The organism is Streptomyces sp. XH2 (assembly GCF_049725035.1).
Lineage (GTDB): Bacteria > Actinomycetota > Actinomycetes > Streptomycetales > Streptomycetaceae > Streptomyces > Streptomyces roseoverticillatus.
In genome coordinates this window covers 209,829-236,215 of sequence record NZ_JBMMMZ010000013.1, presented here as the reverse complement: position 1 = coordinate 236,215, position 26,387 = coordinate 209,829, and the positions used below count along the sequence as shown (strand labels likewise).

General features: G+C 70.7%; 21 protein-coding genes and 1 pseudogene. 7 read left to right on the top strand and 15 right to left on the bottom strand.

The window, feature by feature from the left end; translation table 11 throughout:
- Positions 1 to 45: 45 nt before the first annotated feature.
- From ACOTKD_RS26660 to dnaK, 4 genes are read right to left on the bottom strand one after another with little or no spacing between them, the layout of a single operon-like run.
- Complete coding sequence (locus ACOTKD_RS26660; RefSeq protein ID WP_424891515.1) at positions 46 to 495, bottom strand: heat shock protein transcriptional repressor HspR; 450 nt, start codon at positions 493 to 495, stop codon at positions 46 to 48.
- Between the two features lie 4 nt (positions 496 to 499).
- Positions 500 to 1,672, bottom strand: a complete 1,173-nt coding sequence (gene dnaJ / locus ACOTKD_RS26655; protein ID WP_424891514.1) for a molecular chaperone DnaJ — start codon at positions 1,670 to 1,672, stop codon at positions 500 to 502.
- Positions 1,673 to 1,720: 48 nt separating this feature from the next.
- The gene (gene grpE / locus ACOTKD_RS26650; RefSeq protein ID WP_424891513.1) at positions 1,721 to 2,389 is read right to left on the bottom strand and encodes a nucleotide exchange factor GrpE; all 669 of its coding nucleotides are present in this window, start codon (positions 2,387 to 2,389) and stop codon (positions 1,721 to 1,723) included.
- Positions 2,386 to 4,236 carry a molecular chaperone DnaK gene (gene dnaK / locus ACOTKD_RS26645; protein ID WP_424891512.1) on the bottom strand — a complete coding sequence of 617 codons (1,851 nt, stop codon included), beginning with the start codon at positions 4,234 to 4,236 and terminating at the stop codon, positions 2,386 to 2,388. Before dnaK ends, grpE begins: the two co-directional genes overlap by 4 nt.
- A 347-nt stretch (positions 4,237 to 4,583) precedes the next feature.
- Between dnaK and ACOTKD_RS26640 the strand changes: the two genes are divergently transcribed.
- Entirely contained in the window at positions 4,584 to 6,917 is a 2,334-nt protein-coding gene (locus tag ACOTKD_RS26640) for a (Fe-S)-binding protein (RefSeq protein ID WP_424891511.1), read from the top strand.
- Between the two features lie 133 nt (positions 6,918 to 7,050).
- Here ACOTKD_RS26640 and ACOTKD_RS26635 read toward each other — a convergent pair.
- The 3 genes and pseudogenes from ACOTKD_RS26635 to ACOTKD_RS26625 form a co-directional block, all read right to left on the bottom strand.
- Positions 7,051 to 7,231 (bottom strand): annotated as a pseudogene (locus tag ACOTKD_RS26635) (hypothetical protein); the annotation flags it as partial.
- Between the two features lie 399 nt (positions 7,232 to 7,630).
- The gene (locus ACOTKD_RS26630) at positions 7,631 to 9,580 is read right to left on the bottom strand and encodes a protein kinase domain-containing protein (RefSeq protein WP_424891510.1); all 1,950 of its coding nucleotides are present in this window, start codon (positions 9,578 to 9,580) and stop codon (positions 7,631 to 7,633) included.
- A 351-nt stretch (positions 9,581 to 9,931) separates the two neighbouring features.
- Positions 9,932 to 11,638, bottom strand: a complete 1,707-nt coding sequence (locus tag ACOTKD_RS26625; RefSeq protein ID WP_424891509.1) for a glycerol-3-phosphate dehydrogenase/oxidase — start codon at positions 11,636 to 11,638, stop codon at positions 9,932 to 9,934.
- Between the two features lie 230 nt (positions 11,639 to 11,868).
- Between ACOTKD_RS26625 and ACOTKD_RS26620 the strand changes: the two genes are divergently transcribed.
- Positions 11,869 to 13,140 carry a nucleotide sugar dehydrogenase gene (locus ACOTKD_RS26620; protein WP_424891508.1) on the top strand — a complete coding sequence of 424 codons (1,272 nt, stop codon included), beginning with the start codon at positions 11,869 to 11,871 and terminating at the stop codon, positions 13,138 to 13,140.
- Between the two features lie 141 nt (positions 13,141 to 13,281).
- On the opposite strand, the gene ACOTKD_RS26615 is transcribed toward ACOTKD_RS26620, so the two are convergent.
- Positions 13,282 to 14,433 (bottom strand): rod shape-determining protein, encoded by a 1,152-nt coding sequence (locus ACOTKD_RS26615; protein WP_106681712.1) that lies wholly within the window; start codon positions 14,431 to 14,433, stop codon positions 13,282 to 13,284.
- A 162-nt stretch (positions 14,434 to 14,595) separates the two neighbouring features.
- Between ACOTKD_RS26615 and ACOTKD_RS26610 the strand changes: the two genes are divergently transcribed.
- Entirely contained in the window at positions 14,596 to 15,189 is a 594-nt protein-coding gene (locus tag ACOTKD_RS26610; RefSeq protein WP_424891507.1) for a hypothetical protein, read from the top strand.
- 80 nt (positions 15,190 to 15,269) lie between these two features.
- On the opposite strand, the gene ACOTKD_RS26605 is transcribed toward ACOTKD_RS26610, so the two are convergent.
- From ACOTKD_RS26605 to ACOTKD_RS26590, 4 genes are all read right to left on the bottom strand, one after another.
- The gene (locus ACOTKD_RS26605; protein ID WP_030368342.1) at positions 15,270 to 16,397 is read right to left on the bottom strand and encodes a GuaB3 family IMP dehydrogenase-related protein; all 1,128 of its coding nucleotides are present in this window, start codon (positions 16,395 to 16,397) and stop codon (positions 15,270 to 15,272) included.
- Positions 16,398 to 16,526: 129 nt separating this feature from the next.
- Positions 16,527 to 18,029 (bottom strand): IMP dehydrogenase, encoded by a 1,503-nt coding sequence (gene guaB / locus ACOTKD_RS26600; RefSeq protein WP_424891506.1) that lies wholly within the window; start codon positions 18,027 to 18,029, stop codon positions 16,527 to 16,529.
- Positions 18,030 to 18,186: 157 nt separating this feature from the next.
- Positions 18,187 to 18,789: a sigma-70 family RNA polymerase sigma factor gene (locus ACOTKD_RS26595; protein WP_030368344.1), complete on the bottom strand. Its 603-nt coding sequence runs from the start codon at positions 18,787 to 18,789 to the stop codon at positions 18,187 to 18,189.
- Positions 18,790 to 19,157: 368 nt separating this feature from the next.
- The gene (locus tag ACOTKD_RS26590; protein ID WP_003948568.1) at positions 19,158 to 19,769 is read right to left on the bottom strand and encodes a response regulator transcription factor; all 612 of its coding nucleotides are present in this window, start codon (positions 19,767 to 19,769) and stop codon (positions 19,158 to 19,160) included.
- 400 nt (positions 19,770 to 20,169) lie between these two features.
- Here ACOTKD_RS26590 and ACOTKD_RS26585 point away from each other — a divergent pair, with 400 nt between their 5' ends.
- Positions 20,170 to 20,475 carry a WhiB family transcriptional regulator gene (locus ACOTKD_RS26585; RefSeq protein ID WP_030368345.1) on the top strand — a complete coding sequence of 102 codons (306 nt, stop codon included), beginning with the start codon at positions 20,170 to 20,172 and terminating at the stop codon, positions 20,473 to 20,475.
- Positions 20,476 to 20,604: 129 nt separating this feature from the next.
- Here ACOTKD_RS26585 and ACOTKD_RS26580 read toward each other — a convergent pair whose 3' ends face one another.
- The gene (locus ACOTKD_RS26580; protein ID WP_424891505.1) at positions 20,605 to 21,516 is read right to left on the bottom strand and encodes a LysR family transcriptional regulator; all 912 of its coding nucleotides are present in this window, start codon (positions 21,514 to 21,516) and stop codon (positions 20,605 to 20,607) included.
- Between the two features lie 80 nt (positions 21,517 to 21,596).
- Here ACOTKD_RS26580 and ACOTKD_RS26575 point away from each other — a divergent pair, with 80 nt between their 5' ends.
- The 3 genes from ACOTKD_RS26575 (at position 21,597) to ACOTKD_RS26565 (ending at position 23,978) form a co-directional block, all read left to right on the top strand.
- A complete protein-coding gene (locus ACOTKD_RS26575) occupies positions 21,597 to 22,271 on the top strand; it encodes an MOSC domain-containing protein (protein WP_424891504.1) in 675 nt (224 codons plus the stop codon).
- Between the two features lie 158 nt (positions 22,272 to 22,429).
- Complete coding sequence (locus ACOTKD_RS26570) at positions 22,430 to 23,203, top strand: SDR family NAD(P)-dependent oxidoreductase (protein WP_424891503.1); 774 nt, start codon at positions 22,430 to 22,432, stop codon at positions 23,201 to 23,203.
- 76 nt (positions 23,204 to 23,279) lie between these two features.
- On the top strand, positions 23,280 to 23,978 hold the full coding sequence (locus tag ACOTKD_RS26565; protein ID WP_424891502.1) for an ester cyclase: 699 nt from the start codon (positions 23,280 to 23,282) through the stop codon (positions 23,976 to 23,978).
- A gap of 98 nt (positions 23,979 to 24,076) precedes the next feature.
- Here the strand turns inward: ACOTKD_RS26565 and groL are convergent, their stop codons facing one another.
- On the bottom strand, positions 24,077 to 25,699 hold the full coding sequence (groL, locus tag ACOTKD_RS26560; protein ID WP_424891501.1) for a chaperonin GroEL: 1,623 nt from the start codon (positions 25,697 to 25,699) through the stop codon (positions 24,077 to 24,079).
- A gap of 95 nt (positions 25,700 to 25,794) precedes the next feature.
- Positions 25,795 to 26,103 carry a co-chaperone GroES gene (gene groES / locus ACOTKD_RS26555; RefSeq protein ID WP_106681245.1) on the bottom strand — a complete coding sequence of 103 codons (309 nt, stop codon included), beginning with the start codon at positions 26,101 to 26,103 and terminating at the stop codon, positions 25,795 to 25,797.
- Between the last annotated feature and the right edge of the window lie 284 nt (positions 26,104 to 26,387).

Below are 26,387 nucleotides of genomic sequence, written 5' to 3'. Positions count from 1 at the left end.
GGGGCCGGGCGAGCGCACGCTCGCCCGGCCCCGCCGGATCGCTCTTTACTGGTCGCGGCGCGGACGCCACACCACCAGCGCGCTCGTCTGCTGGACGTCCGTGTACGGGACCAGGTCGCGGCGGTAGGAGGCGTGGACCGCGGCCTCCGCCTGCTGCCGGGCCGCGGCGGCGCCCTCGACGACGCCCTGCAGCTCGGCGACGCGCGCCTTGAGCGCGGCCACCTGGTTCTCCAGCTCGATGATGCGCTTGATGCCGGCCAGGTTGATGCCCTCGTCCTGGCTCAGCTGCTGCACCTGCCGGAGCTGCTCGATGTCCCGCGCGGAATAGCGCCGGCCGCGCCCGGCGGCGCGGTCGGGTGAGACCAGGCCGAGCCGGTCGTACTGCCGGAGGGTCTGCGGGTGCAGTCCCGACAGCTGCGCGGCGACCGAGATGACGTAGACCGGCGACTCGTCGGTCAGCTCGTACGGATTGCGCCGTCGGCCGGTCCCATCCATGGGGTCACGCTCCCTTCGCGGCCTGGAAGAGCTCTGCCCGCGGGTCGTGGTCCGCGGTGGCCTCACGGTAGGTCTGCAGGGCTTCCCGGGCCTTGTCGCCGAGATCCTTGGGCACGGTCACCTCCACCGTGACGAGCAGGTCGCCGCGGGTGCCGTCCTTGCGCACCGCGCCCTTGCCGCGGGCGCGCATCGTGCGGCCGTTGGGCGTGCCGGGCGGCAGCTTGAGGGTGACCGGGGGGCCGCCGAGGGTCGGCACCTTGATCTCGCCGCCGAGGACCGCCTCCGGGAAGGTGACGGGCACGGTGACGGTGAGGTTGTCGTCCTTGCGGCCGAAGACCGGGTGGGTGCCGACGTGCACGACGACGTAGAGGTCGCCGTTGGGCCCGCCGCGCTCGCCCGGGGCGCCCTTGCCGCGCAGCCGGATCCGCTGGCCGTCGGAGACTCCGGCGGGGATGCGGACCTGCATCGTCCGGGAGGACTTGGCGCGGCCGCTGCCGTGGCAGACGTCGCAGGGGTTCTCCGGGATGAGGCCGCGGCCCTTGCAGTCGGGGCACGGGTCGGTCATGGAGAATCCGCCGCCGGAGCCGTGCGACACCTGGCCGGTGCCGACACAGGTCGGGCAGACGCGAGGCGTACCGTTTTTGTCGCCGGTGCCGGAGCAGGCCTTGCAGGCCGCCGAGGAGGACATCCGCAGGGGCACGGTGGCCCCGTCGACCGCCTCGGTGAAGTTCAGCGAGACCTCGGACTCGATGTCCTGGCCGCGGCGCGGCTGGGTCCGCGCGGCGCCGCCGCGGTTGAACAGGCCGCCGAAGACGTCGCCGAGGCCGCCGCCGAAGCCGCCGGTGCCGCCCCCGCCCTGGGCGCCCCCGAAGAGGTCGCCCAGGTCGAAGTTGAAGGAGCCGCCGCCCGCGCCGCCCGGCCCCGGGCGGAAGCCGCCGTTGCCGAAGAGGGCGCGGGCCTCGTCGTACTCCTTGCGCCGCTTGGGGTCGGCCAGGACGTCGTTCGCCTCGGAGATCTCCTTGAAGCGCTCCTCGGCCTTGGCGTCGCCCTTGTTGGCGTCCGGGTGGTACTCGCGGGCGAGCTTCCGGTACGCCTTCTTGATCTCGGCCTCGGTGGCGTCCTTGGGGACACCGAGAACCTTGTAGTAGTCCTTCTCCAGGAAGTCCTTCGTGCTCATCCTCGGTGTCCCTCCTTCCGTTCCCTGCGGTGATTCATCGGGTCAGCGTCAGCCCTTGTCCGGGCCACCGCTCTCCTCGTCGGAGCCGGAACCCGCGTCCTCGCCCTCGCCCTTGGCGCCCTGGGCGCCCGGCTGGGGCTCGGCGACGGCGACCCGCGCGGGGCGGATCGTCCGCTCGCCGATCCGATACCCCGGCTGCAGAATCTGCACGCACGTGGTCTCGGTGACGTCGGGCGCGTAGCTGTGCATCAGCGCCTCGTGCACCAGCGGGTCGAAGGGCTCGCCCTCCTTGCCGAACTGCTGCAGCCCCATCTTGGCAACGACCGTCTCCAGCGACTCGGCGACGGACTTGAAGCCGCCGACCAGCTCGCCGTGGTCACGGGCGCGGCCGACGTCGTCGAGCGTGGGCAGGAGCTCGGACAGGAGGTTCGCGACGGCGATCTCCTTGACCGTGACCCGGTCCCGCTCGACCCGGCGGCGGTAGTTCTGGTACTCCGCCTGGAGGCGCTGGAGGTCCGCGGTGCGCTCGCCGAGCGCGGCCTGGGCCTGGTCCAGCTGGGCCTTCAGGCCCACCTCCACCAGCTCCTCGCCGGAGGGGGCAGAGCCCGGGGCCGCCTTGCCGGCGGCCCCGGCGCCCTGCGCCGCTTCCTCGGAACCGGCGGCTTCGGAGGGGCCTTCAGGCTTCTTGTCGTCAAAGCCCGGGGTCTCCTCCGTCACGCCGCACCACCCTTGGGCTTGTCCTCGTCGACGATCTCGGCGTCGACGACGTCGTCGTCACCCTTGGTCGGACCACCGGTCGCGCCGGCGGCACCGGCAGCGCCCTGGGCGGCCTGGGCGTCGGCGTACATGGCCTGGCCGAGCTTCTGGCTGACCGCGGCGACCTTCTCGGTCGCGGTGCGGATCTCGGCCGTGTCCTCGCCCTTGAGCTTCTCCTTGAGCTCGGCGACGGCGGTCTCGACCTCGGTCTTCACCTCGGCCGGAACCTTGTCCTCGTTGTCCTTGAGGAACTTCTCCGTCTGGTAGACGAGCTGCTCGCCCTGGTTGCGGGACTCGGCGGCCTCACGGCGCGCGTGGTCCTCCTCGGCGTACTTCTCGGCCTCTTCGCGCATCCGGTTGACCTCGTCCTTCGGCAGCGAGGAGCCACCGGTGACGGTCATCTTCTGCTCCTTGCCCGTGCCGAGGTCCTTCGCGGTCACGTGCATGATGCCGTTGGCGTCGATGTCGAAGGCGACCTCGATCTGCGGGACGCCGCGCGGGGCCGGCGGCAGACCGGTCAGCTCGAACATGCCGAGCTTCTTGTTGTACGCCGCGATCTCGCGCTCGCCCTGGTAGACCTGGATCTGCACGGACGGCTGGTTGTCCTCGGCCGTCGTGAAGATCTCGGACCGCTTGGTCGGGATCGTGGTGTTGCGCTCGATCAGCTTGGTCATGATGCCGCCCTTGGTCTCGATGCCGAGGGACAGCGGGGTGACGTCGAGGAGCAGGACGTCCTTGACCTCGCCCTTGAGGACACCGGCCTGCAGGGCGGCGCCGATGGCGACGACCTCGTCCGGGTTGACGCCCTTGTTGGCCTCGTTGCCGCCGGTCAGCTCCTTGACGAGCTCGGCGACGGCGGGCATGCGGGTGGAGCCGCCGACGAGGACCACGTGGTCGATCTCGGAGAGGGCGATGCCCGCGTCCTTGATGACGTTGTGGAACGGGGTCTTGCAGCGCTCCAGCAGGTCCGCGGTGAGCTGCTGGAACTGGGCGCGCGTGAGCTTCTCGTCCAGGTGCAGCGGGCCCTCGGCGGAGGCCGTGATGTAGGGCAGGTTGATCGTGGTCTCGGTGGACGAGGACAGCTCGATCTTCGCCTTCTCCGCGGCCTCGCGGAGACGCTGGAGAGCCATCTTGTCCTTGGACAGGTCCACGCCGTGACCGTTGGCGAACTGCTTGACCAGGTAGTCGACGACGCGCTGGTCCCAGTCGTCACCACCGAGGTGGTTGTCACCGTTGGTGGCCTTGACCTCGACCACGCCGTCGCCGATCTCGAGGAGCGAGACGTCGAAGGTGCCGCCACCGAGGTCGAAGACCAGAATGGTCTGGTCGTCCTTGTCCAGGCCGTAGGCCAGGGCGGCCGCGGTGGGCTCGTTGACGATGCGCAGGACGTTCAGACCCGCGATCTCACCGGCCTCCTTGGTGGCCTGGCGCTCGGAGTCGTTGAAGTACGCCGGGACGGTGATGACCGCGTCCGTGACCTTCTCGCCCAGGTACGCCTCGGCGTCCCGCTTCAGCTTCTGCAGGATGAACGCGGAGATCTGCTGCGGGTTGAAGTCCTTGCCGTCGAGGTTGATCTTCCAGTCAGTGCCCATGTGGCGCTTGACGGAACGGATCGTCCTGTCGACGTTGGTGACAGCCTGGCGCTTGGCGACCTCGCCGACGAGCACCTCGCCGTTCTTCGCGAAGGCGACGACGGACGGCGTGGTCCTGGCGCCCTCGGCGTTGGTGATGACGGTGGGCTCACCGCCCTCGAGAACACTGACGACGGAGTTCGTCGTACCCAGGTCGATGCCGACCGCACGTGCCATGTCGATTCCTCCAGCTGACTTGAGTGGAACAGGCTCAAGGGTGCATTGCGGATCGGAATCTGTCAACGGAGCTGAGTCGAGGAGGCTCAAGTCTTATGCGGCGCTTATGCGCAGCAGAGGCGGTGGAGGAACGTTTCCGCAGGTCGGGCGGGTGCCGCGGACGCGATGGCCGGATCCACGCCCCGGGCGACACGCGACCGGCCGGGCGCGGCGATAAGGCTCGCCTGAGCGACACAGATCACCGGCGATGCGCCTATATCGCGCGCGCGGGAGTGAGTAGTCTCGTACGGACTGGATAAGTTACCCGTTAGTAGTAGTTCGCTCTCGCAGGCCCGAGGAGCCCACCCATGCAACTCGCCGCGATCATCGTGTCGCTGGTACTAATCGCGGTCGGCGTCGCGCTGTTCGGCCGTGCCATTCTGCAGATCTACCGCTTCATGCGGCTGGGTCAGCCCGTACCAGCCGGCACCCGCACCGACGATCCCGCACAGCGCACCGTCACGGTGGCCAAGGAGTTCCTCGGCCACACCCGGATGAACCGCTGGGGCATCGTCGGCGTCGCGCACTGGTTCGTGGCGGTGGGCTTCTTCTCGCTGCTGCTGACGATCGTCAACGCCATCGGCCAGCTCTTCAAGGCCGACTGGCTCCTGCCGGTCATCGGTGACTGGACCCCGTACAACGTCTTCGTCGAGTTCCTCGGCACGATGACCGCGCTCGGCATCCTGACGCTCATCGTCATCCGGCAGCTGAACCGGCCGGGCGACCCGGGCCGCAAGTCCCGCTTCGCCGGCTCCAACACCGGCCAGGCGTACTTCGTCGAGGCCGTCATCCTCATCGTCGGCGTCTGCATCTTCATGCTGCACGCGCTCGAGGGCGCCCAGCACCACGTGGACGGCTACGAGGCCTCGTTCTTCGTCTCGTACCCGGTCGTCTCGTGGCTGGAGGGGATGGACGTCTCGACGCTCCAGAACCTCACCTACTTCTTCGCCGGCCTGAAGATCGCGACCTCCTTCATCTGGATGATCACGGTCGCGCTGAAGACCGACATGGGCGTGGCCTGGCACCGCTTCCTCGCCTTCCCGAACATCTGGTTCAAGCGCGAGGCGTCCGGCGACGTGGCGCTGGGCGCGCTGCAGCCGATGACGAGCGGCGGCAAGCCGATCGACTTCGAGGACCCGGGCGAGGACGACACGTTCGGCGTCTCGAAGGTCGAGGAGTTCTCCTGGAAGGGCCTGCTCGACTTCTCCACCTGCACCGAGTGCGGCCGCTGCCAGTCGCAGTGCCCCGCCTGGAACACCGGCAAGCCCCTCTCCCCCAAGCTCCTGATCATGGCGCTGCGCGACCACGCGCACGCCAAGGCGCCGTACCTGCTGGCGGGCGGCGGCAAGGATGCCGAGGGCGAGGAGAAGGCGACCGAGGAGCAGCTGAAGGACGTCCCGGCGGCCGCCCTGGCCGAGGCCGAGCGCCCGCTGATCGGCACCCTCGAAGAGAACGGCGTCATCGACCCGGACGTGCTGTGGTCCTGCACCACGTGCGGCGCCTGCGTCGAGCAGTGCCCGGTCGACATCGAGCACGTCGACCACATCGTCGACATGCGCCGCTACCAGGTGATGATCGAGTCCAGCTTCCCCTCGGAGGCCGGCACGATGCTCAAGAACCTGGAGAAGAAGGGCAACCCCTGGGGCCTGGCGAAGAAGCAGCGCCTGCAGTGGACCAAGGAGGTCGACTTCGAGGTCCCGGTCGTCGGCAAGGACATCGAGGACCTCACCGAGGTCGACTACCTCTACTGGGTCGGCTGCGCCGGCGCCCTGGAGGACCGCGCCAAGAAGACCACGAAGGCCTTCGCGGAGCTGCTGCACATGGCGGGCGTGAAGTTCGCGATCATGGGCGGCGAGGAGAACTGCACCGGTGACTCGGCCCGCCGCCTGGGCAACGAGTTCCTGTTCCAGCAGCTCGGCCAGCAGAACGTCGAGATGCTGAACATGGCGTTCGGTGAGGATGCCGATGAGGGCGTCAAGGTCGAGAAGGCGAAGAAGAAGATCGTCGCGACCTGCCCGCACTGCTTCAACACGATCGCGAACGAGTACCCGCAGCTCGGCGGCGAGTACGAGGTCATCCACCACACGCAGCTGCTGCAGCACCTCATCGACGAGGGCAAGCTCGTCCCCGTCACCCCGGTCGAGGGCCTCATCACGTACCACGACCCCTGCTACCTGGGCCGCCACAACAAGGTCTACACGCCGCCGCGCGAGATCATCGCCAAGGTGCCGGGCCTGCGCAACGAGGAGATGCACCGCCACAAGGAGCGGGGCTTCTGCTGCGGTGCGGGTGGTGCGCGCATGTGGATGGAGGAGCGGATCGGCAAGCGCATCAACAACGAGCGCGTCGACGAGGCGCTGTCCCTCAACCCGGACATCGTCTCGACCGCCTGCCCGTTCTGCCTCGTCATGCTGACGGACTCGGTCAACGGCAAGAAGGCTGCAGCTGAAAGTGGCTCCGCCACGGGCGTCAAGCCCAAGGAGTCCATCCAGGTCGTCGACGTCGCCCAGCTCCTGCTGGAGTCGGTGAAGACGCCGGAGGCGCCGGAGGACGGCGGCGAGGACAACGGCGACGGGGGCGACGGCGAGCCGGCGGACGCGCCGAAGCCGGACCCGAAGCCGGCTCCGGAGCCGGTGAAGTAGCCGCTTCCGAAGCGCACGCACGGCCGGGGGCCGCGCCCCCCCGCCCGGGGCGCCCCGGGGGGGGGGGGGGGGCCCCCCGCCCCCGCCCCCGGCGCCGGGGGGGGGGGGGGGGGGGGGGGGGCCCCGCCCGGGCAGCCGCCGGAGGCGTCCACCACCTCCGCGTCCACCACCTCCGGCAGCGGGATCTGCCGGACGAGGACTTCCTGCCCGCTCAAGGTGTCGAAGGCGCGGGTCTCGACGAGCTCGAACACGTCCGAGGGTGGTAACGGAAGGCGATACCGGCCGGCCAGGATCCGACCCGCGTAGTCGTCCACGACGCCTCCCCAAGCGCGCGATCCACACCTCGCCCGAATGCCCGGACAACCGCCAACAGCGGTCAATCGGCCGCCTATTGCGGCTGCGCACCGTCCATGACACCTCACGATACGTGCCGAACCCACCCCTTCGGGCGCGTACGGCTCAGTACGTCGCTCAGTGGATCGACCGGGTGACGTCCGCCCCGTCACACCCGCCCGTCGAGTGAAATCCGCTCCCCCGGGTCACTCGGGTTTCGGATGTACGTATCGCCGAAAAGGGGTTCAGCCTCGCAGGCAGGCACTCACTCGGCTCAGTCCCCGCGCGACTCGACCCTCGGGCGATTCCAGCCCTCGCACAGCTCAGCCCTCGCAGCCCTCGCGCGGCCCAGCCCTCGCACGGCCCAGCCCTCAGACCGCTCAGTCCTCCGGCGAGAACGTCCTGAAGGCCGTGTCACGCAGCGACCGGCAGTCGGCGTCGCCCCACTTGCCCTTCTCGCACGTGATCATGATGGCGTAGCCGTGCTCGTCGTCCACCTTGAAGCCACGGTTGAGGACCTGGACGCGCTTGCCGTTCTGGTCGCGCTCGAACGACCAGTCCGCGACGGTCGGGTACTCGTGGCCCGCCCAGCCGCTGATGTCCTGGATCGAGAGCCCCTTGTAGCCGGGCATGCTGCTCTTGGCACCGGACTCGGCGTCGCGCCACGCCTTGACCGCGTCGTCCTTCGGCTCGGCGCCGAAGTCGACCTGGACGCGTGGGAAGCCGCCGGAGGCGCTGTAGATGGCGCCCGAGTGCTCTCCGGCGGTACCGGTCTGCTTCCAGCCCTGCGGGATGGAGATCCCGAAGTGGTACTCGCCGTTCTCGATGTGCCGGTATCCGGCAGCATCCGCTTCCTTGCCCGCGTCCTTGCCCTGGTCCTTGCCGCCGGAGACGGCTGCGGCGGACTGGGACTTGATCACCTGGGGCTCCCCGCCCGCCTTGCCGGAGGCTCCGGCGGACGCCGAGTGCCCCGTGACGGACTTGCCCGGCTTCTTGCCTTCCTTGTCGCTGCTGTCGTCCCCGCTCAGCGCGAAGGCGAGCACCGTGCCGAGCACGGCCAGCACCACGACGACCGCGGCCACGACGAGCGTCCGGCGCGGCACGGCCTCCAGGAGCGGCGTCCGCCCGCTGCCGCCCGGCCGTGCGCCGAACAGGCTGCCGCCCGCGGCACCCGGTCCGCCGGAGGCGCCGCCGGAGAACTGACGGGTGGTGGACTTCGTGGACTCCCCGGGACGCGGCGGCGCGCCCGGGACGCCGGGCCTCGCGCCGGAGGGCGAGCCGTGCGCCGGTGGGACGTCCGAAGACCGGCCCGCGGAGGCGCCCGGCCGCTTCGCCGAGGAGACCGGGGAGACCGGGGAGGCCGGGGACTTGGGGGCGGGCCTGGCGGGAGCGGCGGGCACGGCCGCTTCCGGTATCGGCGGGACGGCGATGGCCTGCGTCGCGTCCAGGTCCGGGGACGAGGGCTGCCGCTTGGGGGGCAGGCGCTCGTCGGGGGCGTTGACCGCGTCGGTGAGCAGCGCGCGGGCGCCGGCCTCGTCGAGCCGCTTCTCGGGGTCCTTGGCGAGCAGCCCGTACATGACCTCGGCCAGCGGGCCCGCGTTCTTCGGCGGGCCGAGCGGCTCGGTCATCACGGCGGTGAGGGTCGCTATGGCCGACCCCTTGTCGTACGGGGGGACGCCCTCGACGGCCGCGTAGAGCAGGCCGCCCAGGGACCACAGGTCGGCCGGCGGGCCGGGCTTGTGGCCGCGGGCGCGCTCGGGGGAGATGTACGAAGGGGCGCCGACGAGCATGCCGGTGGAGGTCACGGACGGGTCGCCCTCGACCTGCGCGATGCCGAAGTCGGTGAGGACCACGCGGCCGTCGTCCGCGATGAGCACGTTGGACGGCTTCACGTCGCGGTGCAGGATGCCCTGGCGGTGCGCCGCGCCGAGCACGTCGAGGACGGCGAGGCCGACCTCGGCGGCGCGGCGCCACTTCAGCGGCCCGTCCTCACGGATGACGTCGGCGAGCGAACGGCCCTCGATGAGCTCCATGACGATCCACGGGCGGTCGTCCTCGTGCACCACGTCGTAGACGGTGACGGCGCCCGCGCTGCGGATCCGGGCGATGGCCTTCGCCTCGCGCAGCGTGCGCGTGATGAGGCGTCGCTTCTCGTCCTCGTCGATGTTGGCCGGGAACCGCAGTTCCTTCACGGCCACCGTGCGGCCGAGGGTCTCGTCGCTCGCCCGCCAGACCGTACCCATGCCGCCGCGGCCGAGGACGTCCCCGAGGCGGTACCGCCCGGCCAGGAGGCGCCCTGCCGTGCCCTGCGTCTGCTCCGCCTCCGACATGCGTCCCCTCTGGCAATCAGCTCTGCGACCAACCGACCCTGGCAGAGCCACCATTGTCTCTCATCCACAGACCGGCGGAAGGCCAGGGTCCACGAGCTCGGGGACAATACGGGCGCACTGCCGCCCTTCGCCCTCCGTGCAGCGCACACCGGTCGCCGCCGCACCGACCCGGCCCACCTGCGCCGCGAGGGCCCGGCAGCACCGGGCACGACGGCGGCCGGGAGTGCCGCACGGGCCCGTTGCCCTTACAGGACCCGGTTTCGGACAGGGCGGTTCCCGGCGCGTCGGAGCTGTCACATGACGCTCATCAGAGCCCACCGGGCACAACCGTTCCAACAGGGCATCAGAGGATCAGATCGGCTGCACGTCCGGTGCGCCCAACCGTGCCGCATCGGCCGTCAGGTCATCGGGCTGCAGCTGTGATTCGCGCTCCGCCTCCACCCGCTTCTCATAGCGCTCGACCTCCTTCTCGACCTGGGAGCGGTCCCAGCCCAGCACCGGCGCCATCAGCTCGGCGGCCTCCCGGGCACTGCGCGTTCCGCGGTCGAACGTCTCGATCGAGATCCGGGTGCGGCGGGTGAGGACGTCGTCGAGGTGACGGGCGCCCTCGTGCGAGGCGGCGTAGACGACCTCGGCCCGCAGGTAGTCCTCGGCGCCGGTGAGCGGGTCGCCCAGGGACGGGTCGGCGGCGACGAGCTCCAGCACCTCGTCCACCATCGAGCCGTACCGGTTGAGCAGGTGCTCGACGCGGGCGACGTGCAGGCCGGTGCGCTGGGCGATCCTGGCGCGCCCGTTCCACAGGGCCTTGTAGCCCTCGGCGCCGACCAGCGGCACGTCCTCCGTGACGCACTCGGCCACGCGCCGGTCGAGGGCGTGCACCGCCTCGTCCACGGCGTCCTTGGCCATCACCCGGTACGTGGTGTACTTCCCGCCCGCCACGACCACCAGCCCCGGCACGGGGTGGGCCACGGTGTGCTCGCGCGAGAGCTTGCTCGTCGCGTCCGACTCGCCGGCCAGCAGGGGACGCAGCCCCGCGTACACCCCCTGCACGTCATCCCGGGTCAGCGGCACGGACAGGACGGCGTTCACGTGCTCCAGCAGGTAGTCGATGTCCGCGCTGGAGGCGGCGGGGTGGGCCTTGTCCAGGTCCCAGTCGGTGTCCGTCGTGCCGACGATCCAGTGCCTGCCCCAGGGGATCACGAAGAGCACGCTCTTCTCGGTGCGCAGGATCAGCCCGGTGGTGGAGTGGATGCGGTCCTTGGGCACCACCAGGTGGATGCCCTTCGAGGCCCGTACGTGGAACTGCCCGCGCTCGGCGATGAGCTTCTGGGTGTCGTCCGTCCACACGCCCGTGGCGTTGACGATCTGCCGGGCCCTGATCTCGAACTCGCCGCCCTGCTCCAGGTCGCGCACCCGTGCGCCGACCACCCGCTCGCCCTCGCGCAGGAAACCCGTCACCCGCGCCCGGTTGGCGACGTCGGCACCGTAGGCGGCGGCGGTGCGCACGATGGTGGTGACGTAGCGGGCGTCGTCCATCTGCGCGTCGTAGTACTGCAGCGCACCGACCAGGGCGTCCTTCTTCAGGCAGGGGGCGACGCGCAGCGCCCGCTTGCGGGTGAGGTGACGGTGCGTGGGCAGGCCCCGGCCGTGGCCCGAGGAGACCGACATCGCGTCGTAGAGCGCCACGCCCGTGCCCGCGTAGAGGCGCTCCCAGCCGCGGTGCTGCAGCGGGTAGAGGAAGGGGACGGGCTTGACCAGGTGCGGGGCGAGCCGCCCCAGCAGCAGCCCGCGCTCCTTGAGGGCCTCTCTGACGAGGGCGAAGTCGAGCATCTCCAGATACCGCAGGCCGCCGTGGATGAGCTTGCTGGAGCGGCTGGAGGTGCCCGCGGCCCAGTCGCGCGCCTCGACCAGGCCGGTCGTCAGCCCCCGGGTGGCCGCGTCGAGCGCGGTTCCCGCACCGACCACGCCGCCGCCCACGACCAGGACGTCCAGTTCCCGCTCCGCCATCCGGGCGAGCGCCGCACCGCGCTCGTCCGGCCCGAGTGTCGCTGTCCTCACCGCTGCCTCCGTTTCGGCCGCCGGTTGCTCCGCTGGTCCCCGCGCTTCCCTGCTGCTCCCTTACCGCTCCTTCGATGCTGCCCCAGATCCGCCGGTTTGGCCGCGCCGGTGGCGCATGGGAGCGAGCCCGGGCCGCGTTGATCCCGAATAACAGTCATATATCCGCTTAACCTGATGTAACTCGTACGCGTGCCGAAGACCCCCGGCTCCCCGGGAAGGACCGCCTCGCCATGCCCGCAGATCTCGCCGTCATCGGACTCGGCCACCTCGGACTCCCCCTCGCCCAGGCCGCGACCGCCGCCGGCATCGACACCATCGGCTACGACCCCGACCCGCACACCGTCGCCGAGCTGCGCGCCGGCCGACTGCCCCCCGAGTGCGCCGACGGCTGCCTCACCGCCGCCGAGGTCCGCCGGATGCTCGCCGCGGGCTTCCGCCCCACCACCGCCGACGCCGAGCTCGGCAAGGTGCGGACCGCCGTCATCTGCGCACCCGCCCGGCTCGGCGAGGACCGGGCCCTCGACCTCAGCGCCATCGCAGCCGCCGCCCGCGCCCTCGCGGTACGCCTCCGACCGCACACCACCGTGCTCCTGGAGTCCCCCGTCTACCCCGGCGCCACGGAGGAATTCCTGCGCCCCCTGCTCGAATCCGGCTCCGGGCTGCGCGCCGGCCACGACTTCCACCTGGCCTACTCCCCCAGCCGCGCCGACCCCGGCAACAAGCGCCACAGCTACGCCGGCATCCCCAAGGTCATCGGCGGCCTCACCCCCGCCTGCACGGAGGCCGCCGCCGCCTTCTACGGGCGGGTCTGCGAGAAAGTCGTCCGCGCGCGCGGCCTGCGCGAGGCCGAGGCGGTGCGCGTCCTGGAGACCAACTACCGGTACGTCAACATCGCCCTCGTCAACGAGATGGCCGTCTTCTGCCACGACATCGGCGTCGACCTGTGGGACGTCGTGCGCTGCGCCGAGACCAAGCCGTTCGGCTTCCAGGCCTTCCGCCCGGGGCCCGGGGTGGGCGGCCCCGGTGTCCCCATCGACCCCAACTACCTCTCGTACAAGGGCCGCAGCCTCGGCTACCCGCTGCGGATGGTGGAGGTCGCGCAGGAGGTGAGCGGGCGCATGCCGCGGTACGTCACCCAGCGGTGCGCCACGCTCCTCAACGAGCACGGCAAGTCGGCGCGCGGCGCGCGGGTGCTGCTCCTGGGCGTCAGCTACAAGGCCGACGTCTCCGACCAGCAGGGGGCGCCCGCGCGGGAGATCGCCTCACGGCTGATGGAGCTGGGCGCCCAGCTCAGCTACCACGACCCGCACGTGGCGCAGTGGCGGGTGATGGGGCGGCCGGTGCCGCGGGCCGACAGCGTGTACGAGGCCGCGGCCGCGGCCGACCTCACGGTGCTGCTGCAGCATCACCGCACGTACGACCTGCAAGGTCTTGCCGTGAAGGCACAGCTGCTGCTGGACACGCGCGGAGCGATTCCCGCTGGCGCGGGGCACCGGCTCTAGGGCGGCGCCCCGCTCGTGCGTCAGGTAAGCGCCTGACCGGCGCTGTCCTCAAACGCCGGACGGGCTGATTTTTCACCGGGCTGATGTTTGAGAACTCAAGCGGGCTGAAAAATCAGGGCTGCAGCGGGCCAACAATCAGGGCTAGAGCCTCCCCAGCCCCAGTGCCCTGTTCGGGGCGTCCAGGACCGTCCTCAGGGACGCGAAGTCCTCGACGCAGCGGCCCGTGCCGACCGCCACGCAGTCCAGCGGGTCGTCGGCGATGATGACCGGGATGTCGAGCTCCTTGCTCAGCCGCACGTCCAGGCCGCGCAGGAGCGCGCCGCCGCCCGTGAGGACGATGCCGCGGTCCATGATGTCGCCGGACAGCTCCGGCGGGGTCTCGTCCAGGGTCTGGCGGACCGCCATGACGATGGCGTCGACGGGCTCCGACAGCGCGTGCCGGATCTCGTCGGCCGTCAGCTCGCGCGTCTTCGGCAGGCCGCTGACCTGGTCGCGGCCGCGGATGGTGCAGCGCTCCGGCGGCTTGAGGCCCTGGGTCTCCTCCGGGTCCCCGCCGACCTCCTCCAGGCCGGTGTCCTTCTCCAGCTGCTTGGCGAGGGCGGCCAGCCCGGCCGCGGACCAGTAGCCGGTCGGGGCGGCGGAGCCGATGTTCATCTTGATCTCCTCCGCGGTGCGTTCGCCGATCGCGAGGGAGTACTCCTTCTTCACGTACGAGATGATCGCCGCGTCCATCGCGTCGCCGGCCGTACGGACGGAGCGGGCGGTGACGATGCCGCCCAGGGAGATCACGGCGACCTCCGTGGTGCCGCCGCCGATGTCGACGACCATGCAGCCGGTCGGCTCGCTGACGGGCAGCCCGGCGCCGATCGCCGCGGCCATGGGCTCCTCGACGAGGTGCACCTGGCGGGCGCCCGCGCGCGACGCGGCCTCGATGACGGCGCGCCGCTCGACGCCGGTGATGCCGGAGGGCACGCAGACCACGACGCGCGGGCGGGCGAAGAAGCGGTTGCCCATGACCTTCTTGATGAAGTGCCGCATCATGCGCTCGGCTATCTCGAAGTCGGCTATGACGCCGTCGCGCAGCGGCCGGACCGCGACGATGTTCGAGGGGGTCCGGCCGATGGTCTCCTTGGCCTCGGAGCCGACCGAGAGCACGCCGCCGTCATCCGCGTTCACGGCGACGACTGACGGTTCGTTGAGCACCACTCCCTTCCCGCGCACGTACACCAGGGTGTTCGCCGTGCCGAGGTCGATCCCCATGTCCCTGCCGCTGAACGACTTGCTTTGCGCCATAAGTTGCCATTATTCCTTACGGTCGAACTTTTATACGGCGTTCACAGCCATGCGCTCGCTGTGGGTAACAGCCTGCTGTCGTAGCACGCTGATACCTTTTGGCCCTTACTTGGTCATTACTTGGCCCTTACTCAACACCGAGGACATTCGGGGGACATCGCCATGAGCCAGCCCTGGCAGCAGCCGCAGCAGCCGCCCCAGCACAACCCCTACGGCCAGCAGCCGCAGCAGCCCTACCCGCCGCAGCCGTACCCGCCGCACCAGCCCCAGCAGCCCTACGGCTACGGCCAGCAGCCCCCGCCGCCGTACGGCGCCCCCGGCGGCTTCCCGCCGCCGCCCCCGCCCGTCCGCCGGGGCAACCCCGCCCTCGCCGTGGTCCTCGGCATCGTGGCCATGCTCGTCGGCGCCGGAATCTACGGCGGGATCCTCAAGGCCTCCGACGGCGGCCAGATCGGCTACCTCGCCATCGGTACGGGCGCCCTGATCGGCGCCGCCCTCGGCAAGGCCGGCGGGCGCAACGGCGCGCTGCCGGTGGTGGGCGCGCTCCTCGGCCTGCTCGGCGTCTACCTCGGCCAGATCTTCGGCATCGCCCTGGAGCTGAGCGACATCGCCAACATCCCGGTCAGCCAGGTCTTCACCGAGCACTTCGACTCGCTGAACAAGGCGTGGAAGGAATACCTGGAGCCGATCGACGCGGTCTTCTTCATACTCGGCGCCGTGGGCGCCTTCCAGACCGCCCGCAAGCTCGGCGGCTGACGGCCGCGCCCCCGCCCCGGCACGCCGAAGGGCCCGGACCGCCGTCGCGGTCCGGGCCCTTTCCGGTGAACTGCTCCGCGTCAGCGCTTGTCGTGCTGCGACGGCGCGACCGTCACCTCGACCCGCTGGAACTCCTTGAGGTCGCTGTAGCCCGTGGTGGCCATGGCACGGCGCAGCGCGCCGAACATGTTCATCGAGCCGTCCGGGGTGTGCGAGGGACCGGTGAGAATCTCCTCGGTGGAGCCGACCGTGCCCAGGTTCATGCGCTTGCCGCGCGGCACGTCCTCGTGGACGGCCTCCATGCCCCAGTGGAAGCCCCGGCCCGGCGCGTCGGTGGCGCGGGCGAGCGGGGAGCCCATCATGACGGCGTCGGCACCGCAGGCGATGGCCTTGGGCAGGTCGCCGGACCAGCCCACGCCGCCGTCGGCGATGACGTGCACGTAGCGGCCGCCGGACTCGTCCATGTAGTCGCGGCGGGCGGCGGCCACGTCGGCCACGGCGGTCGCCATCGGGACCTGGATGCCCAGGACGTTGCGGGTGGTGTGCGCGGCGCCGCCGCCGAAGCCCACGAGGACACCGGCCGCGCCCGTGCGCATCAGGTGCAGGGCGGCGGTGTACGTGGCGCAGCCGCCGACGATGACCGGCACGTCGAGCTCGTAGATGAACTGCTTGAGGTTCAGCGGCTCGGCGGCGCCGGAGACGTGCTCGGCGGAGACGGTGGTGCCGCGGATCACGAAGATGTCCACGCCGGCGTCGACGACGGCCTTGGAGAACTGCGCGGTGCGCTGCGGGGAGAGCGCGGCGGCGGTCACGACACCGGAGTCGCGGACCTCCTTGATGCGCTGCCCGATCAGCTCTTCCTTGATCGGGGCGGCGTAGATCTCCTGCAGGCGCTTGGTCGCCGCGGTCTCGTCCAGCTCGGCGATCTCGGCGAGCAGCGGCTCCGGGTCCTCGTAGCGGGTCCACAGGCCCTCGAGGTTGAGGACGCCCAGGCCGCCCAGCTCGCCGATGCGGATGGCGGTCTCGGGCGAGACGACCGAGTCCATCGGGGCGGCCAGGAACGGCAGCTCGAAGCGGTAGGCGTCGATCTGCCAGGCGATCGAGACCTCCTTCGGGTCGCGGGTACGGCGACTCGGGACGACGGCGATGTCGTCGAATGCGTACGCCCGGCGGCCGCGCTTGCCGCGCCCGATCTCGATCTCAGTCACGTGTGTGGCCTTTCCTTCTACGTCCTGCCGCATCCAGTATCCCCGACGCGGCGGAGCCCGCGGCCTGAGCGGTCGCGGGCTCCACAGAATGCTTGAAACGCGTACTACTACCGGCGGGAGGAGTACGGACTACCGGCGGGAGTAGTTCGGCGCCTCCACCGTCATCTGGATGTCGTGCGGGTGGCTCTCCTTCAGGCCCGCCGACGTGATGCGGACGAAGGTGCCCTTGTCCTTGAGCTCCTGGATGCCGGCGGAGCCGACGTAGCCCATGGAGGCGCGCAGGCCGCCGATGAGCTGGTGGGCCACGGAGCCCAGCGGGCCGCGGTAGGGCACCTGGCCCTCGATGCCCTCGGGGACGAGCTTGTCCTCGGAGAGGACGTTGTCCTGGAAGTAGCGGTCCTTGGAGAAGGAGCGCGCCTGGCCGCGCGACTGCATGGCGCCCAGCGAGCCCATGCCGCGGTAGGACTTGAACTGCTTGCCGTTGATGAAGACCATCTCGCCCGGCGACTCCTCGCAGCCCGCGAGCAGCGAGCCGAGCATCACCGCGTCGGCACCGGCGGCGATCGCCTTGGCGATGTCGCCCGAGTACTGCAGGCCGCCGTCGCCGATCAGCGGCACGCCCGCGGCGTGGCACGCCTGCGCGGCCTCGTAGATCGCGGTGACCTGCGGGACGCCGATGCCGGCGACGACGCGGGTGGTGCAGATCGAGCCCGGGCCGACGCCGACCTTGACGCCGTCGACACCGGCGTCGATGAGCGCCTGGGCGCCGTCGCGGGTGGCGACGTTGCCGCCGACGACGTCGACGCTGATGTTGGACTTGACCTTGGCGATCATGTCGAGGATGCCGCGGCTGTGGCCGTGGGCGCTGTCGACGACCAGGAAGTCGGCACCGGCCTCGACGAGCCGCTGGGCACGCTCGTAGGCCTCGTCGCCGACGCCCACGGCGGCACCGACGATGAGGCGGCCCTCGGCGTCCTTGGCGGCGTTCGGGTACTGCTCGGCCTTGACGAAGTCCTTGACCGTGATGAGGCCCTTGAGCACGCCGGAGTCGTCGACCAGCGGCAGCTTCTCGATCTTGTGGCGGCGGAGCAGCTCGATGGCGTCCTCGCCGGAGATCCCGACCTTGCCCGTGACCAGCGGCATCGGCGTCATGACCTCGCGCACCTGGCGGCTGCGGTCGAGCTCGAAGGCCATGTCGCGGTTGGTGACGATGCCCAGGAGCTTGCCGGCCGGGTCGGTGACCGGCACGCCGCTGATGCGGAAGCGCGCACAGAGGGCGTCCGCGTCGGCGAGGGTGGCGTCCGGGCGGACCGTGATCGGGTCGGTGACCATGCCGGACTCGGAGCGCTTGACCAGGTCGACCTGGTTGGCCTGGTCCTCGATGGAGAGATTGCGGTGCAGGACGCCCACGCCGCCCTGGCGGGCCATGGCGATGGCCATGCGCGCCTCGGTGACCTTGTCCATCGCCGCCGACATCAGCGGGATGTTCACCCGGACGTTGCGCGAGACCCGGGAGGAGGTGTCGACGGCGTTCGGCAGGACCTCCGAAGCGCCCGGCAGCAGCAGGACGTCGTCGTAAGTCAGACCGAGCATCGCGAATTTCCCGGGCATTCCGTCGACGTTGTCAGTCATGACACCTTCCCAAATGGTCTTGCCCCAGCGCGGACTCCCATGCTAACGGCCGTCACACGTGTCCCATTCCACGACGTCTGAGGATCGCGTCACTTGGAGATTTCTACGAAGAGGGGGAGATTCGTACGAGGAGGGGCGGCGGGGCCCCTGGGCGGTCCTACTGCTCGGCCAGCGCGCGCAGCCTGCTGAGCGCCCGGTGCTGCGCGACACGCACCGCACCCGGCGACATGCCCAGCATCTGGCCCGTCTCCTCGGCGGTCATGCCGATGGCGACGCGCAGCAGGACCAGCTCGCGCTGGTTCTCCGGAAGGCTGGCGAGGAGCTTCTTGGCCCACTCGGCATCGCTGCTGAGCAGGGCCCGCTCCTCCGGCCCGAGCGAATCGTCCGGCTGCTCGGGCATCTCGTCGGAGGGCACGGCCGTGCTGCCGGGGTGGCGCATGGCGGCCCGCTGGAGGTCGGCGACCTTGTGCGCCGCGATGGCCACGACGAAGGCCTCGAAGGGGCGCCCCGTGTCGCGGTAGCGAGGCAGAGCGCACAGAACGGCGAGGCAGACCTCCTGCGCGAGGTCGTCCACGAAGTGACGGGCATCACCCGGCAGGCGCGACAGCCGGGTGCGGCAGTAGCGCAGCGCGAGCGGGTGCACCAGGGCGAGCAGATCGTGGGTGGCCCGCCGGTCACCCTCGACAGCGCGGGCGACGAGGGCGCCGATCTCTCCCGGGGCGGCCGCCGCCGGAGGCCCCTTGGTGTCGTCTTCGCGCATCGGTCCATGGTGCCTCGGCGTGGCAGCTTCCTCGGCACCACCCTCGTGGTTGCCCGCAGAACCGTTACGCGTCGGTGTCCTCGCACTCACGTCTAGCGCCTCCCCTTTCGGGTATGCCCGCCCCAGCACTCACGACTCCACCGATAGCTTGTGCCCGCGCCGCACGGCACGGGGCAAGGCTTTTCCGTCATGAGGTCTCTTGGGGCCGGGCACGAAGCCTCGGCTCCTGCCGGGGAGGAGTCACACTCCAAGGATGCGGCATCCCTCGGAGTTTCGGCGTCGGGCGCCGAGCGGTGGGGCCGCGGTGCGGATCGCCCACGGGGGTGGCGCGCACCGCGACCTCACGACGCTGCGCGCCACGCCGCGCCCTAGCGGACCAGGCCCCAGCGGAAGCCGAGCGCCACGGCGTGCGCCCGGTCCGAGGCACCCAACTTCTTGAAGAGGCGCCTGGCGTGCGTCTTGACGGTGTCCTCCGAGAGGAAGAGCTCCCGCCCGATCTCCGCGTTCGAGCGGCCGTGGCTCATGCCTTCGAGCACCTGGATCTCGCGCGCAGTGAGCGTGGGGGCGGCGCCCATCTCGGCCGAGCGCAGCCGGCGCGGGGCGAGCCGCCAGGTCGGGTCGGCGAGGGCCTGCGTCACGGTGGCCCGCAGCTCGGCGCGCGAGGCGTCCTTGTGCAGGTACCCGCGCGCTCCGGCGGCGACCGCGAGCGCGACACCGTCGAGGTCCTCGGCGACGGTGAGCATGATGATGCGGGCCCCGGGGTCCGCCGACAGCAGCCGGCGGACGGTCTCGACACCGCCGAGTCCGGGCATGCGTACGTCCATCAGAATCAGGTCCGAACGATCGGCTCCCCAGCGGCGGAGGACTTCCTCGCCGTTGGCTGCCGTCGTCACACGCTCGACACCGGGCACGGTCGCCACCGCACGGCGGAGCGCCTCACGGGCAAGCGGGGAATCGTCGCAGACGAGGACGGATGTCATGACCGTCCTCCGCAGCTGATGCGCGTCACCTTGAGCCTCCAGGCTGGTACTGATCGTCACCTGTGCGATCGACGACTCTGGCGCCGGGTCGGACACCTGCCCGACTGCTTCATCCGTCAACCGCCTCCGCCCTCTCAACGACGGTCACCCGAAAGAGTTACGGGGTCGGTCGAGCACGTTCGGCACTCTACGTGAGGGCGCGGACACGGAGCAGGGCGCATTGGGGGCGCCCGCCGCGCCACCCCTGTCACAACCCCGCCCCGCCCGCGTCACGGCTGCACTATGCCCCATTTGCCCATGAGGAGGAGTTTTTCTTCCCATTTGCTGGTGTCTATGACTAGATTCGCAATCAGTCATATTTACATCCGCACGGCAGACCGTTCGCTTCGAGGGGATGGCAATGGCAGATTTCTCCCGGCTTCCCGGTCCCAACGCCGACCTGTGGGACTGGCAGCTCCTGGCAGCCTGCCGCGGGGTCGACAGCTCGCTGTTCTTCCACCCGGAGGGCGAGCGCGGCGCCGCCCGCAGCGCACGCGAGACCTCGGCGAAAGAGGTGTGCATGCGCTGCCCGGTCCGCGCGGAATGCGCGGCGCACGCGCTGGCCGTAAGGGAGCCCTACGGCGTGTGGGGCGGCCTCACCGAGGACGAGCGCGAGGAGCTGATGGGCCGCGCGCGACACAGAGCCATCGCCGCGGCCGGCTCGTAAGCCCCGCCGCGGACACGACTCACGGAGGTAGCGCCCCGTAGCGCCCGGCCGTCCCGGCGGCGCGCCCTGAAACCCGGCACCCGGTCGCCACGCGGGCAGCCGCTCGGCCCGCCGCCGCGCAGGCGCGCCTCAGCGCTCCGCCGTGCCCGCCAGCTTGTCCAGCATCGCGTCCACCGCCGGCACCCGCGCCAGGTCCGGCAGCGTCAGGGCGACGATCTCCCGGTGCACGACGGGCTCCACGGGAACCGTCCGGGCTCCCTTGGGACGTACGGACTCCAGCGCCAGCTCCGGCATGACCGCGACGCCCAGCCCCGCGCCGACCAGGCCGAACACGGCCGGATAGTCGTCGGTCGCGAAGTCGATGCGCGGAGTGAAGCCCGCGCTCTCGCAGACCTCCACCAGATGCCGCCGGCAGCGCGGGCAGCCCGCGATCCAGGGCTCCTCGGCGAGGTCGGTGATGCCGATCCGGTCCGCCCCGGCCAGCCGGTGACCCTCCGGGACGACGCCGATGAGGCGGTCGGTCAGCAGCGGGCGGACGACGAGGTCCTCCCATTCCGCGCCCGCGGCCGGGTCCGAGCCGCGGACGTCCGGGTAGCGGAAGGCCAGCGCGATCTCGCACTCGCCGTCGCGCAGCATCTCCACCGAGCGCGGCGGCTCGGCCTCGACCAGGGAGATCTCGGTGCCCGGGTGCGCCGCCCGCATCTGCGCGAGCGCGCCCGGCACGAGCGTCGAGCTGCCGCTGGGGAAGGACACGAGCCGCACGCGGCCCGCCCGCAGCCCGGCGATGGCCGCGATCTCCTCCTCGGCCGCGGTCAGCCCGGCCAGGATTCCGGAGGCGTGCCGGACGAGGGCCGTACCGGCCTGGGTGAGGCGCATCTCGCGGCCCGTGCGCACCAGCAGCGGCGTGCCCGTGGACTGCTCCAGCGCCTTCATCTGCTGGCTGACGGCGGGCTGGGTGCAGCCCAGCTCCCGGGCAGCGGCCGAGAACGAACCGGTCAGGGCCACCGCGCGCAGCACCCTCAGATGACGAGCCTCGATCATAGGGCGAGCATAAGGCCACCTTGGAGGCATCGCGAAATAATCACTGGTGCCTTTGGGTGGCATCCGATTACCCTCAGTGCATGCAGCTGCTCTCCGTGAACGTGGGCCGTGCCGGTACGGCGGACATCCCGGGCGTGCCCGGCTTCGAGGCCGGTCTGGCCACCGGGATCGACAAGCGACCGGTCCGCGGTCCGGTCGCCGTGGCGGCTCCGGGCCCCAAGGGCATCGGCGGCAGCGGCCTGGCGGGGGACACGATCGTCAGCCTGCGCCACCACGGCGGGGACGACCAGGCGGTGTACGCGTTCGCGCGCGAGGACCTCGACCGCTGGGAGCAGGAGCTCGGCCGCCCGCTGCCCAACGGCTCCTTCGGCGAGAACCTCACCACCAGCGGGGTCGATGTCAATGGCGCGCGCATAGGTGAGCGTTGGCGCATAGGCCCCGATCTGGTGCTGGAGGTGAGCGCTCCCCGCATCCCCTGCCGCACGTTCGCCGACTGGCTGGGAGAGGCGGGCTGGCTCAAGCGGTTCACCCAGGAGGCGGCCCCCGGCGCCTACCTTCGGGTGATAGAGCCGGGCGAGATCCGCGCGGGGGACGCGGTCACCGTCGTCCACCGCCCGGACCACGAGGTGACGGTGTCCTTCCTCTTCCGTGCGAACACCGTCGAGCGGACGCTGCTCCCCCGCGTTCTGGCAGCCGGGGACGCCCTTCACCCCGAGACGCGCAAGAAGGTCCTGGCGTATCAGGCGAGCCTCTGACGGCACCCCGGACGGCCGCCCGGTGAGGGCCGGCGCCGCCCGGCCCGCGCTCTGAAGGTCTCCGTCCGCCGCCCGGTGACCGTCAATCAGCGCCCGACAAGCCGTCAAAACGCCGTACGGGATCGGCATGGGCGTCCGCCGGGCTCTACGGTGCCGGTATGACGACTGTTTTGATCACAGGGGCGACGGCCGGGATCGGCGCCGCGTTCGCGCGCCGCCTGGCGGGCGACGGGCACGACCTCGTTCTCGTGGCCCGCGACGAGGAGCGGCTCGGCCGGCACGCGACCGAGCTCCACGACCGGCACGGCGTGGAGGTGGAGGTCCTCCCGGCGGACCTCTCCCAGGACGAGGGCATCGAGGCGGTCGAGGCGCGGCTGCGCGACCGCGAGCGCCCGGTGCACCTGCTGGTCAACAACGCCGGGTTCGGCAACAAGGGCGGCTATCTGGAGGTGTCCCTCGCCGACGAGCTCAAGATGCTCAAGGTGCACTGCGAGGCGGTGCTGCGGCTGACGTCCGCGGCGGCCGAGGGGATGCGCGAGCGCAAGCGCGGCGCGGTGATCAATGTGGCGTCGGTGGCCGCGTTCGTCCCGCGCGGCACGTACGGCGCGAGCAAGTCCTGGGTCGTGCAGTTCACCCAGGGCGCCGCGCGCGACCTGGCCGGGAGCGGGGTGCGGCTGATGGCGCTGTGCCCCGGCTTCGTCCGGACGGAGTTCCACCAGCGGGCCGGGATGGGCACGGACAACGTGCCGGGCTGGCTGTGGCTGGACGCCGACAAGGTGGTGACGGCGGCGCTGCGGGACCTGTCGCAGGGCAAGACGCTCTCGGTGCCCGACCCGCGGTACAAGGCCATGACCGGACTGATGAAGCTGGCACCGCGCAGGGTGGTGTCGCGGGCGTCGTCGACGACGGGCCGCAAGTACGGGCCGAAGTAGGCCCAGGCGCCACGCGCCCTCGCCCTCCCGGGTGATCTCTTCAGGACTAACCTGGACATATCACCCGGGAGGCGCCATGACTTTCGTACAGATCATCGACTGCAGGACGAGCCGGTACGACGACATGAACCGGCTGATGGACGACTGGGTCGCCGCGACCGAGGGGAAGCGCACCGCCACGCACTCGATCGTGGGCAAGGACCGCGCGCAGGACGGCCACTACGTGGAGATCGTGGAGTTCCCCTCCTACGAGGACGCGATGCGCAACTCGCAGCTCCCCGAGACCGACCGGATCTTCGCCGAGATGGTCGCGCTCTGCGACGGGATGCCCAGCTTCACCAACCTCGACGTGCTCCGCGACGAGCAGCTCAACAAGACCACCGCCCGCCGCTTCTTCGAGGAAGTGGCGCGGGACGGCGACCTCGGCCTGATGGACGAGCTCTTCACCGCCGGCTACCGCGACCACGACATCGGCAAGGAGGAGCCCACCGTCGTCGGCCTGGACGCCATGCGCTCCGACGTCGAGGGCTGGCGGGACGCGTTCGACTTCGGCTTCACCCTCCACTCCCAGCTCGCCGAGGGCGACGAGGTCGCCACGCGCTGGACCTGGCGCGGCACGCATCAGGGCGACTTCATGGGTCACCAGCCCACCGGGCAGGAAGTGACCATGGAGGGCACCACCACCTTCCGCTTCCAGGACGGGAAGATCGCCGAGGGCTGGTGGATCTACGACATGCTGGGGCTGAAGCGGCAGCTGGAGTCGGGGCCGGTGTGAACCACAGGCACCCGTGAACGGCCGGAGCCCGGCACCCACCAGGGGTGCCGGGCTCCGGACTGCGGCCGCTGTGCGGCGTGAGGTCAGTGCCTCAGGGGTCAGTGCGAGTGACCGTGGCCGTGACCGGCCTCGGCCTCCTCCTCTTCCTTCTTCTCGACGACCAGGGTCTCGGTCGTGAGCAGCAGGGAGGCGATGGAGGCGGCGTTCTCCAGGGCGGAGCGGGTGACCTTGACCGGGTCGATGACGCCGGCCTTCACCAGGTCGCCGTACTCGCCGGTGGCGGCGTTGAAGCCCTGGCCCTTGTCGAGCTCGGCGACCTTGGAGGTGATGACGTAGCCCTCGAGGCCGGCGTTCTCGGCGATCCAGCGCAGCGGCTCGACGACGGCGCGGCGGACGACGGCGACACCGGTGGCCTCGTCGCCCTCCTTGCCGAGGTTGCCCTCGAGCACCTTGACGGCGTGGACGAGCGCGGAGCCACCACCGGAGACGATGCCCTCCTCGACCGCGGCGCGGGTCGCGGAGATGGCGTCCTCCAGACGGTGCTTCTTCTCCTTGAGCTCGACCTCGGTGGCCGCACCCACGCGGATGACGCAGACGCCACCGGCGAGCTTGGCGAGGCGCTCCTGGAGCTTCTCGCGGTCCCAGTCGGAGTCCGTGGCCTCGATCTCGGCCTTGATCTGGGCGACGCGGCCCTGGACGTCCCCGGCGTTGCCGCCGCCGTCCACGATCGTGGTGTCGTCCTTGGTGATGGTCACGCGGCGGGCGGAGCCCAGCACGTCCAGGCCGACCTGGTCGAGCTTGAGGCCGACCTCCTCGGCGACGACGGTGCCGCCGGTCAGGGTGGCCATGTCGCCCAGCATCGCCTTGCGGCGGTCGCCGAAGCCCGGGGCCTTGACGGCCACGGCGTTGAAGGTGCCGCGGATCTTGTTGACGACGAGGGTGGAGAGGGCCTCGCCCTCGACGTCCTCGGCGATGATCAGCAGCGGCTTGGAGGAGCCGCCCTGGATGATCTTCTCCAGCAGGGGCAGCAGGTCCTGGATCGAGGAGATCTTGCCCTGGTGGATGAGGATGTACGGGTCCTCGAGGACGGCCTCCATGCGCTCCTGGTCGGTGACCATGTAGGGCGACAGGTAACCCTTGTCGAAGGCCATGCCCTCGGTGAAGTCCAGCTCCAGGCCGAAGGTGTTGGACTCCTCGACGGTGATGACACCGTCCTTGCCGACCTTGTCCATCGCCTCGGCGATGAGCTCGCCGACCTGCTTGTCCTGGGCGGACAGGGCGGCGACGGCGGCGATGTCGGCCTTGTCGTCGATCGGGCGGGCGGTCGCGAGCAGCTCGTCGGAGACGGCCTTGACCGCGGCGTCGATGCCCTTCTTCAGGGCGGCCGGGGAGGCGCCGGCGGCGACGTTGCGCAGACCCTCGCGGACCAGCGCCTGGGCCAGGACGGTCGCGGTGGTGGTGCCGTCACCCGCGATGTCGTTGGTCTTGGTCGCCACCTCCTTGACGAGCTGGGCGCCCAGGTTCTCGTACGGGTCCTCGATCTCGACCTCACGGGCGATGGTGACGCCGTCGTTGGTGATGGTCGGGGCGCCGAACTTCTTGTCGATGACGACGTTGCGGCCCTTGGGGCCGATCGTCACCTTGACCGTGTCGGCCAGCTTGTTGACACCGCGCTCGAGGGCGCGACGGGCGTCCTCGTCGAACTTCAGGATCTTCGCCATGGCTTGCTTCAAGTCCTCTCAAACGAACCGCGCCCCGGACCCCGGCGGCATACACACACGGGAACCAGGGCGCAGATCACATCAAACGGGGTGAATTACTTCTCGATGATCGCGAGCACGTCGCGAGCCGAGAGGACGAGGTACTCGTCACCGTTGTACTTCACCTCGGTGCCGCCGTACTTGCTGTAGAGCACGACGTCGCCGACGTTCACGTCGAGCGGAAGACGCTGACCGTCCTCGAAGCGGCCCGGGCCCACGGCCAGGACGACGCCCTCCTGGGGCTTCTCCTTGGCGGTGTCCGGGATGACCAGGCCAGAGGCCGTGGTCTGCTCGGCGTCGAGCGGCTGGACCACGATGCGGTCCTCGAGCGGCTTGATGGCAACCTTGGAGCTGGCGGTCGTCACGATCCGACCTCCCCCTTCGGAGATTCACGGGGTTATCTGTCTGAGGTGGCGACCAGGAGGATCCGTCGTCGCGGGTGCCGGATTCTGCCCGTCGCTGTGTTTGGCACTCCCGGGTGGAGAGTGCCAACGGAGCCGAGACTATGACGCGGTTAGCACTCGGTCAAGCGGAGTGCCAATTCGCCGTGCGGCGAGCTCGCAGTTCACCCGTGCGGGTACGGGACCGCGACCCGTGCGGGTACGGGGATCGCGGGCACGAGCCGCCGGAGCGCCGGCACGCGGATCTT